Origin of the sequence: Burkholderia sp. WTPI3 (assembly GCF_021483755.1) — a bacterium.
In the GTDB taxonomy this organism is placed as follows: domain Bacteria; phylum Pseudomonadota; class Gammaproteobacteria; order Burkholderiales; family Burkholderiaceae; genus Burkholderia.
The window spans coordinates 24,210-33,947 of sequence record NZ_JAGIXF010000071.1 but is presented as its reverse complement, the minus strand read 5'-3'; the positions used below and the strand labels follow the sequence as shown (position 1 = coordinate 33,947).

At 66.9% G+C, this 9,738-nt stretch carries 10 protein-coding genes; 6 read left to right on the top strand and 4 right to left on the bottom strand.

Annotated features, from left to right (window positions below; genetic code table 11):
• Nucleotides 1-566, bottom strand: a 566-nt coding sequence (locus J7024_RS28480; RefSeq protein WP_234745657.1) for a haloacid dehalogenase type II, incomplete at its 3' end; no start/stop codon positions are given.
• 154 nt (nt 567-720) lie between these two features.
• Here J7024_RS28480 and J7024_RS28475 point away from each other — a divergent pair.
• Nucleotides 721-1,626, top strand: coding sequence for a LysR family transcriptional regulator (locus J7024_RS28475; RefSeq protein WP_096507303.1), 906 nt, complete (start codon nt 721-723; stop codon nt 1,624-1,626).
• A gap of 192 nt (nt 1,627-1,818) precedes the next feature.
• Entirely contained in the window at nt 1,819-2,253 is a 435-nt protein-coding gene (locus tag J7024_RS28470) for a universal stress protein (protein WP_096507304.1), read from the top strand.
• A 220-nt stretch (nt 2,254-2,473) separates the two neighbouring features.
• On the opposite strand, the gene aceA is transcribed toward J7024_RS28470, so the two are convergent.
• The 3 genes from aceA to J7024_RS28455 form a co-directional block, all read right to left on the bottom strand.
• Nucleotides 2,474-3,781 carry an isocitrate lyase gene (gene aceA, locus J7024_RS28465; RefSeq protein WP_124830641.1) on the bottom strand — a complete coding sequence of 436 codons (1,308 nt, stop codon included), beginning with the start codon at nt 3,779-3,781 and terminating at the stop codon, nt 2,474-2,476.
• Between the two features lie 393 nt (nt 3,782-4,174).
• Entirely contained in the window at nt 4,175-5,719 is a 1,545-nt protein-coding gene (locus tag J7024_RS28460) for a DEAD/DEAH box helicase (RefSeq protein WP_124830640.1), read from the bottom strand.
• 357 nt (nt 5,720-6,076) lie between these two features.
• Nucleotides 6,077-6,346 carry an acyl-CoA-binding protein gene (locus tag J7024_RS28455; protein WP_124830639.1) on the bottom strand — a complete coding sequence of 90 codons (270 nt, stop codon included), beginning with the start codon at nt 6,344-6,346 and terminating at the stop codon, nt 6,077-6,079.
• Nucleotides 6,347-6,494: 148 nt separating this feature from the next.
• Between J7024_RS28455 and tsaB the strand changes: the two genes are divergently transcribed.
• Genes tsaB through J7024_RS28435 form a run of 4 tightly spaced genes read left to right on the top strand, consistent with a single transcriptional unit; the run spans nt 6,495 to nt 9,736 of the window.
• Complete coding sequence (gene tsaB, locus J7024_RS28450) at nt 6,495-7,262, top strand: tRNA (adenosine(37)-N6)-threonylcarbamoyltransferase complex dimerization subunit type 1 TsaB (RefSeq protein ID WP_124830646.1); 768 nt, start codon at nt 6,495-6,497, stop codon at nt 7,260-7,262.
• Entirely contained in the window at nt 7,259-7,759 is a 501-nt protein-coding gene (gene rimI / locus J7024_RS28445) for a ribosomal protein S18-alanine N-acetyltransferase (protein ID WP_124830638.1), read from the top strand. Before tsaB ends, rimI begins: the two co-directional genes overlap by 4 nt.
• Nucleotides 7,746-8,780, top strand: a complete 1,035-nt coding sequence (locus tag J7024_RS28440) for a uracil-DNA glycosylase (RefSeq protein ID WP_175761321.1) — start codon at nt 7,746-7,748, stop codon at nt 8,778-8,780. Before rimI ends, J7024_RS28440 begins: the two co-directional genes overlap by 14 nt.
• The gene (locus J7024_RS28435) at nt 8,777-9,736 is read left to right on the top strand and encodes a DUF1853 family protein (protein WP_175761319.1); all 960 of its coding nucleotides are present in this window, start codon (nt 8,777-8,779) and stop codon (nt 9,734-9,736) included. The genes J7024_RS28440 and J7024_RS28435 overlap by 4 nt, the downstream gene beginning before the upstream one ends.
• The last annotated feature ends 2 nt before the right edge of the window (nt 9,737-9,738 follow it).

The following is a 9,738-nucleotide window of genomic DNA, read 5'->3' as shown; positions in this document are numbered from 1 at the left end:
TTCGACGACACGAACACGATGTCGCGCGGGTTCGCGCCGAACGCGGCAGTGCCGAGTGCGTACGCGACGGGGCTCGGTTTGTACGCGCGGACTGCATCGGCCGACAGCACGCGATCGAACAGGCCGTTCATGCCGGCGCTCTTGATCGCGATGTCGAGCATCTGCGGGGTGCCGTTCGACAGGATCGCGAGCGGCGGGCGCGGTTCGAGCGCGCGCAGCTTGCGCAGCGCGGGCAACGTGTCGGGATAGGTGGACAGGCACGCGTATTCGTCCATCAGCCGCTTTTCGGCCGCGCTGTTCAGCGCGAGCCCGAGCCGGCGTGCGGCGAACCGCAGCGCGTCGAGCGTGATGTCGCGGAACGGGCGATAGCGCGCGCCGGCCGGATCGGCCAGCGTGCGCAACTGCGAGTATTCGATTTGCTTGCGTCGCCACAGCTGCGACAACCGTTCCCCATGTCCGGGAAACATCTGCTCCGCAGCGGCCAGCACCGCACGCACGTCGAACAACGTGCCGAATGCGTCGAAGATGATTGCGTCGGGAGAGGAGAGTGTCGTTGTGGCCGACATAGCCTTGCGCTCCAGTTTCAGAGGTCGGATCGATTCTATTCGTGATCGCAGGTGCTAAAAAAGACGCTAATCATCACTTGATCTTTTACTTTCATATACCTAATCTTGAGCGGCTTCAGTCATGTGAAGGGCGGAAACCCCGTCCTTTCGAGTCATGGACCGGTTCAAACAGATCGAAACGTTCGCCGCGGTCGCGGCTAAGGGCAGCCTGTCGGCGGCCGCGCACGCGGAAGGCGTCGCGCCGGCCATCATCGGCCGTCGTCTCGATGCGCTCGAGGAGCGGCTCGGCGTCAAGCTGCTGGTGCGCACGACGCGCAAGCTCACGCTGACCTTCGAGGGCTCGGCATTCCTCGAGGATTGCCAGCGGATCATCAACGACATGCAGAACGCCGAGGCGAGCGTGTCCGCCGGCGGCGTGAAGGCGAGCGGCCACCTGCGCATTTCGGCGCCGGCCGGGTTCGGGCGACGTCACGTCGCGCCGCTCGTACCCGAATTCAGCGGCGCGCATCCGGACGTGTCGGTGACGCTGGATCTGTCCGACCGGATGGTCGACCTCGTCAACGAGGGGTTCGATTGCGCGGTGCGGCTCGGCGAGCTTCCCGACTCGTCCCTCGTGTCGCTCAAGCTCGGCGAGAACCGCCGCGTGTGCGTGGCGTCGCCCGCGTATCTCGCGCGGCGCGGCACGCCGGTCACGCTCGCGGAACTGGCACGCCACAACTGTCTCGCGCTTGCCGCGAACGCGAACCAGCAGCGCGGCTGGGCGTTCCAGGAGGACGACAAGGTCGTGTCGATTCGCGTGAACGGCACGATGGAGTGCTCGGACGGGGCGGTGCTGCACGAGTGGTGCCTCGCCGGTTACGGCCTCGCATGGCGATCGTGGTGGGAGGTGGGCGAGGACATCGCGGCCGGCCACCTCGTCAGCGTGCTCGACGCGTTCGCGGCGCCGCCCATCGGCATTCACGCGGTATTTCCGCAGCGCCGCCACCTGCCGTTGCGCGTGCGCCTTTTTCTCGATTACCTGAAACATACGTACGAAAGGCCCGGGTACTGGGGCGAGTAGGGTGTCTGCCGCTCGAGCCGATGCCGGTGGCGGGCCGTGCCGGCCCGCGTGTTTCCGATATGAGGGCGAACCCGCTGCCGGCGCCGGTCGCGCCGTTTCGCGCACTACAATCGAAACTGGCATGCGCGACGCGTCGCGGCCGGATCGCACGGGTTCGCGGCGCACGCGGTGCGACTGACGCAGGAGGGCGCGATGTTCCGGCACATCCTCGTTCCAACCGACGGTTCCGAACTGTCGCAAAAGGCGATCGACGGTGCGATCGATCTGGCGCGGGCGGTCGGCGCGCAGGTCACGGCCTATGCGTGCCTGCCGCAATATCCGTACTCGCCGTTTTCCGAAGTGATCATCGAGCCGCCCGCCGATTTCCGGGCGCGTAGCGAGCGTGAGGCACGTGCACATCTCGACGAGGTGCAGGCGGCCGCGCGGGAGGCCGGCGTCGTCTGCGACAGCTGGACGAGCGTGCATCCGTCGCCTTATCTCGGCATCATCGAGGCGGCCGAACGCGGCGGCTGCGACGTGATTTTCATGGCGTCCCACGGACGTCGCGGGCTCGGCAGCCTGTTGATCGGCAGCGAAACGCAGCGCGTGCTGACCCATACGAAAATTCCGGTGATCGTCTATCGGTAGGCTGGCGGCCGTCTTCGCCGCGCGGGCGGCAGCACGGCAGCGCCGCAGAAAAAGGGCGCGCCGGACGAAGCCGGCGCGCGTTGCGACTGGCGGCACGGAGCCGCGCGGCCGGTCGCGCGAATCATCGCGCGCCTGCCGTCTCCTCCCTGATTTTTATTCGGTACGGCCCGATGCGGCGCCGTCGCGTGACGGACGGGCACCGGTGCGACACTTGCGCGTGTCAGGCGACCTTCTTGCCGTCGAAGAACTGTTCATCTTCGGTCGAGCCGTGCAGCGCGGTCGTCGATGCTTCGCGCTCGACCGTCTGCGTCACCGCGTCGAAGTAGCCGGTGCCGACTTCGCGTTGATGCTTGACCGCCGTGAAGCCCTTGTCGGCCGCCGCGAACTCGGCTTGCTGCAACTCGACGAACGCGCTCATTTGCGTGCGGGCGTAGCCGTGCGCGAGGTTGAACATCGAGTAGTTCAGCGCATGGAAGCCGGCCAGCGTGATGAACTGGAACTTGTAGCCCATCGCGCCGAGTTCCTTCTGGAACTTCGCGATCGTCGCGTCGTCGAGGTTCTTCTTCCAGTTGAACGACGGCGAGCAGTTGTACGACAGCATTTTGCCCGGAAACTGCTTGTGGATCGCTTCCGCGAACTTCTTCGCGTACTCGAGATCCGGCTTGCCGGTTTCGCACCAGACGAGGTCGGCGTACGGCGCATAGGCGAGGCCGCGCGAGATCGCCTGCTCGATGCCCGGCTTCGTGCGGAAGAAGCCTTCGACCGTGCGCTCGCCCGTCAGGAACGGCTTGTCGTTGTCGTCGACGTCGGACGTGATCAGGTCCGCTGCTTCCGCGTCGGTACGTGCCACCAGCACGGTCGGCGTGCCCATTACGTCGGCCGCGAGACGCGCCGCCGAGAGCTTCGCGACCGCCTCGCGTGTCGGCACGAGCACCTTGCCGCCCATGTGTCCGCACTTCTTCACGGAAGCGAGCTGGTCTTCGAAGTGGACGCCCGATGCGCCGGCCTCGATCATCGCCTTCATCAGTTCGAACGCGTTCAGTACGCCGCCGAAGCCGGCTTCCGCGTCTGCGACGATCGGTGCGAAGAAGTCGACATAGCCTTCGTCGCCCGGGTTCTTGCCTTCCGACCACTGGATCTGGTCGGCACGCGTCAGCGTGTTATTGATGCGCTTGACGACGAGCGGCACCGAATTTGCCGGGTACAGCGACTGGTCCGGGTACATTTCGCCGGCGACGTTCGCGTCGCCCGCCACTTGCCAGCCGGACAGATAGATCGCCTTCAGGCCGGCTTTCACCTGCTGCATGGCCTGGTTGCCGGTCAGCGCGCCGAGGGCGTTGACGAACGGCTCTTCATTGATGAGGCGCCACAGTTTTTCGGCGCCGCGCCTGGCCAGCGTGTGCTCGACCACGATCGAGCCGCGCAGGCGGACCACGTCCTCAGCCGTGTAGCTGCGCTTGATGCCCTTCCAGCGCGAATCGGTTTCCCATTGTTTTTGCAGTTCCTGTGCCTGTTGCTGACGCGACATGATGCGCTCCTTGATGTGCGTGTTGCCTAATGGGTCAAAACGGACGGTGGCGATGCTGTTCTCGAAGCGGGCGGGTGCTGCGTTCCGGTTCGTGAAGTCTTGTATAAGAGTCTAGGTAAATCGACCGGAGCGGGACAGGGACTTTTTTAGGATGGGCGGAAAATATTTACTCTTATAAATCAATTGCTTGTGATTAACATTTCGCAATAAGGAACGTATTTTTCCATTCCGCAATTGTAAGGTTGTGCCACGCAGCATGATTTTTTACGACGCAAAAAAATTTTCCGCATCGTGAAATGTGGCGCGGGGCGAAAAAAAACCGGCGCGGATGCGCCGGTCTGCGGATGGTGGGGTGGCCATCCGTGGGGCGGCCGAGAGACCGCCCGTGCGTGCTTACGATGCGGAATTGCTGCGACGCGGGCCGCTGCTGCGCTGGCCGTCGCGACGCGGGCCGCCGTCACGGCTACCGCTCGGCTTGCCGCTCCAGCCGCCGCCATTGCCGCCGCCGTAGCTGCGGCCGTTGCCGCCGCCGTGACCGCCACCCGGCTTGCCGCCGAAACGACGACCGCCGTTACCGCCACCTGGACGGCCGCGGCCGCCGTTGCCGCGATCGTTGCGCGGGGGTGCCTTGCGCGGTTCGAAGCCTTCGATCACGTTGACCGGCAGCGGCGAGCGCACGAAGCGCTCGATGCGCTTGAGCGCACCTTGCTCGGCGTGGTGCACGAGGCTCACCGCGGTGCCCGAACGGCCGGCACGGCCCGTACGGCCGATACGGTGCACGTAGTCTTCCGCGAACTTCGGCAGGTCGTAGTTGAACACGTGCGTGATGCCGGGGATGTCGATACCGCGTGCCGCGACGTCGGTCGCAACCAGCACGCGCACGCGCCGCTCGCGCAGCGCACGGATCGTGCGGTTACGCGCGCCCTGCGGCAGGTCGCCGTGCAGCGCAGCCGATTCGAAGCCTGCGTCGGCGAGACGGCCGGCGAGCTGGTCGGCGTCGATCTTGGTCGCCGTGAAGATGATCGCCTGGTCGAGCGCGTCGTCGCGCAGCAGGTGATCGAGCAGGCGATCCTTGTGGTCGCGGTCGTCGACGTAATGCACGGTCTGCGCGATGTTCGCACGCGATTCGAGGCGTTGCTGGATTTCGATGCGCTCCGGATCCTTCAGCAGGCGGCTCGTCAGCGAACCGATCTTGCCGTCGAGCGTGGCCGAGAACAGCATTGTCTGGCGCGACTCGGGCGTTGCGGCGACGATCGTTTCGATGTCGTCGATGAAGCCCATGTCGAGCATGCGGTCGGCTTCGTCGAGCACGAGCATCTTCAGCTCGGACAGGTCGATGCGGCCACGCTCGAGGTGGTCGAGCAGACGGCCCGGCGTCGCAACCAGGATTTCCGGGTTCTTCGCGAGCAGCATCAGCTGCTGGCCGTAAGCGACGCCGCCGAGGATGCTGACCGTGCGCAGGCGCTTCAGGTGCTTGCCGTAGGTCGACGCGGCCGTGGTGACCTGCATCGCGAGTTCACGGGTCGGCGTCAGCACGAGCAGGCCAGGGCGGGCGACCGGCTGCGGGCGGCGCACACGGCGGTCGCCCTGGTTCGGTTCACGCGGCGCGCGCGGTTGCTGCGCCAGCGTCTTCTGGAGTTGCGCGAAGCGTTCGATCGCGGGCAGCATGAATGCGGCAGTCTTGCCCGAACCGGTCGGGCTCGATACCAACAGATCCCGACCGGCGATGCCGGCCGGAATCGCGCGCTGCTGGACCGGCGTCGGCTTGGCGTAGCCGGCGGCCTGCAGCGCGGAGACGATCTCCGGCGACAGCCCGAGCGACGCGAAAGTCGGCTCGTCCGACGCCGGTTCGACCGCGGCCGGTGCGGCGGCGTCGTCGAGACCGAGCGCCTGGTCGGCGATCGCGTTGAGCGGGCTGGTGTTGATGCTCGAAGTCATAACAATCCTTGAAACACAGTGGGTGAAACGTCGGCGCCAATCGCGCATACCCAAGTCGTCGGATTCAGCGAGCAAATCGGGAAACGGGTGCAATCCGCCGAACCTTCGGCGGATGAGGCATTAGAAGCTGTTTTGGGTGCGGCGCGCTTCTGGAGCGGGGCCGCCAGCCTAGTTGACGACCGCGAGGGTCGAAGCAGGAGGGGACAGGTTCTAAACCGGATTGGAGCTTAACGCTACGAGGCGTCAGGCCGGAACGGCTTACGAGCCGAGCGCGGAGGTGACGCAGGCCGCATTATAAAGAATTTTGCTGCGCTGCGCCACTGATTTGATTGCCTATTGCGGGCGGAGGCGTAGCGATCAGGACGCCGTGCCGTTCTTTAGCGATTCGACGAGCTCGATGTACTGCTGCTTCGCCGCATCCTGCGACGTGCCTTTCAGCGCTTCCCACGCATCGTACTTGTACTTGCCGACGATGTCGGTGAAGCCCGGCTTGTCGCCGTGCGCGTCGCCGTCGGTGGCCTGCTTGAAGAGTGCGTACAGGCGCAGCAGGGTCAGGTTGCCGGGGCGCTCGGTCAGTTGCTTGACGTCGACCTGGGCCTGGTCGAATTGGCTGGTGAGTTCGCTCATCGCGTGTCTCCGTAAGGGTTTCAAGTCGGGCGATCTTAACAAGCGAAGCGCCACGCGGGGTCGAGCGATCCTTCCAAACCGCCGGCGGCACGGGTGCACGTGGTGGAATCGGGCCCGATCGTCCGTGGGAGCGGGGCGCCGCATTACAATATCGGCCATGACGCAAACAGTGCTCCTCGCCATCGATACGTCGACCGAATACTGCTCGGTCGCGCTGCTGCGCTCGGCTCAGGCCGATGACGCCCTTTCCACCCCGCAAACCTGGGTCCGCCACGAGCCGACGGGCGCCGTGTCGAGCACGCGCGTGCTGCCGGCAATCCAGGAGCTTTTCGCCGAGTCGGGCCTGACGCTCGCCGACTGCGACGCGATCGCGTTCGGCGCGGGCCCCGGCTCGTTTACCGGGCTGCGTACCGCGACCGGCATTACCCAGGGACTCGCGTTCGGGCGCGGGCTGCCGGTCGTGCCGATCGGCACGCTGCTCGCGTGCGCGGAGCACGCGCGGCTGCGGGCGCCTGACACGACGCGTGTGCTGACTGTGCTCGACGCGCGAATGGACGAGGCGTACTGGGCCGACTTCGCGTGGGACGACAGTACGGGCGACTGGCGCACGCTGCATCCGGCTTCGCTCGATGCGCCGGGTGCCGTCGGCGTGCCCGACGCGCGGTTTACGCTCGCGGGCAACGCGGCGGCTGCATTCGGCGCGCAGTTGCCGGCCGCGGCACGCGCGGCCGTGATCGACGGCGAAGCGCTGCCACATGCGCTGGCGGTCGCGCATGCCGCGCTGCGGGCGTTTCGCGCCGGCCGTGCGGTGCCGGCCGACCAGGCCGCGCCCGAATACGTACGCGACAAGGTCGCGCAGACCACCGCAGAGCGGGTCGCGGCGCGTGCCGAGCAGGCGGGCGGAGCGAAAGGATGACCGGCGTACTGCTGAGCGACCGCTATCTGTCGCCGATGACCGATACGGATCTCGACGAGGTCGTCGCGATCGAGCAGGTCGCATACGAATTCCCGTGGAGCCGCGGCAACTTCGAGGATTCGCTGCGCAACGGCTATTTCGGCGTGTGCCTGCGGCACGTGACGGGCGCGCTCGTAGGTTACTGTGTGCTCATGCCGGTGATCGACGAGATGCATCTGCTGAACCTGTGCGTCGCGCCGGCCGCCCAGCAATCGGGCGCGGGCCTCGCGCTGCTGCGTGAAGCCGTGCGCGTTTCACGCGCGGAAGGGCTCGACGGCGTGCTGCTCGAGGTGCGACCGTCCAATCTGCGCGCGGTCCATCTGTACGAACGCTTCGGTTTCGTCACGATCGGTCGGCGCAAGAACTACTATCCGGCGCGGCATCGCAGCCGGGAGGACGCGATCGTGATGCGTCTGACGCTGAACAAGGATGGAGGGGACGCGCATGGCGTGGGCTGAAGCAGCGCTCGAGGAGATGGGGCTCGCGCAGCGCTGGGTGCGGCGCGGGCAACACGCGGAAAGTGCCGCAGCGACCGGGGCGTCCGCTGCGGTGGACGAGCCGTCTGTCGTTGCGGCGGAAACCGTCGCGCAAGCGCCGCAGCCGGCGGTTGAGCCGGCGCGCGACACGCAGGTCCCGGTAGCCCGTGAACGCGCACGTGACGATGCGCCGCCGGTTGGCAGGCCCGCGCGCGCTGCGGTGCCGCCCGATGGCGCGGGCAATGCTGCCCGGGCGGCGATCGTTGAAGGTCGTGCTCCCGTGCAGCGCGTGCCGGCGGCTGCCTCGGACGACATGCCGCCGGTCACCGACGACGATTTCGCGTGGTTCGACGCCGCGCCGCCGGGCGATCCGCTGCCGGCCGCCGAGCCGCGTCCTGCCGCAACGCCGGTTGCGGCGCTCGACTGGGATGCGCTCGCCGCGCGCGTGGCCGATTGCACGAGCTGCCGTCTGTGCGAGAAACGCACCAACACCGTGTTCGGTGTCGGCGATCGCGACGCGGACTGGATGCTGGTCGGCGAAGCGCCGGGCGAGAACGAGGACAAGCAGGGCGAGCCGTTCGTCGGTCAGGCCGGCAAGCTGCTCGACAACATGCTGCAGTCGTTGTCGCTCAAGCGCGGCGAGAACGTCTACATCGCGAACGTGATCAAGTGCCGGCCGCCCGGCAACCGCAATCCGGAACCCGACGAGGTCGCGCGTTGCGAGCCGTACCTGCAGCGCCAGGTCGCGCTCGTGAAGCCGAAGCTGATCGTCGCGCTTGGCCGTTTCGCCGCACAGACGCTGCTGAAGACGGACGCGAGCATCGCGTCGCTCCGTGGGCGCGTGCATCAGTACGAGGGCGTGCCGGTGATCGTTACCTACCACCCCGCGTATCTGCTGCGTAGCCTGCAGGACAAGTCGAAAGCCTGGGCCGACCTGTGCCTCGCCCGCGACACGTTCCTGCGCGCAGGCAGCGCCGACGCGAACGAGCCGTCCGGACAATGACGACCGGCGCGGCGTTCGCGTTCGTCGATACGCTGCGCGATGTCGCGGTTCGCGACCTGGGCTGGCTTCTCGCGAGCCCGAGCTTGCTCACCGCGGCGCCTGGCGCGCCGCTCGCGCATCCGTGGTCGGATGCGGTCGAACGGGTGGCCGCCGAAGCGTGGCTCGTCGCGCTCGACGCCGCGCCCGCGCCGCTGCACCGGGCGCTCGACGGGTTGCGTCCCGTACGGCTCGGCCGCTATGCCGAATGCCTGCTCGAATATTTCCTCACGCACGGGCCATCGCTGCGGCTCGTCGCCGCCAATTTGCCGCTGCGCAGCAACGGCAAGACGCTCGGCGAAGTCGACTTCCTTGTCGACGCGCCAGGCGGGCAGCGCCTGCACTGGGAGCTCGCGGTGAAGTGCTATCTGTGTGCACCGGTGCGCGGCGACGCATCGCTCTCGGATTTCGTCGGGCCGAATCTCGTCGACCGCCTCGATCGCAAGCGCAGCCGGCTGCTCGACCATCAGCTGAGGTTGAGCGATCGCCACGGATTTGCGTTGCTCGGCTACGGCGCGCCATCCGATGCGCAGATGTTCGTCAAGGGATGGTTGTTCTATCCGCATGGAGAGCCGCTGCCGCCGGTGTCCGCGGAAATCGCGGCGGATCATGCTCGCGGCTTCTGGCTCACGCATGCGCAGTGGCCGGACTGGGCTGCCGCGCAACCCGACGGCGTGGCCTGGAACGTACTGGCGCGACTCGCATGGCTTGCGCCGCGGTATGGTGCGGCCGACGTCGTGCCCGAACCGCTGGCGAACGCGCTTGCGCTGCCGTCGGTATTGACGGCGCGCCAGGCCCCCGCGCTGATCGGCGTTCATCGACAGGACGGCGACGGCGCATGGCGCGAGATGTCGCGCGGCTTCATCGTGCCGGACGACTGGCCTGCACGTGCGCAGGCGTTTGCGGCAGAAGAAGACTGACG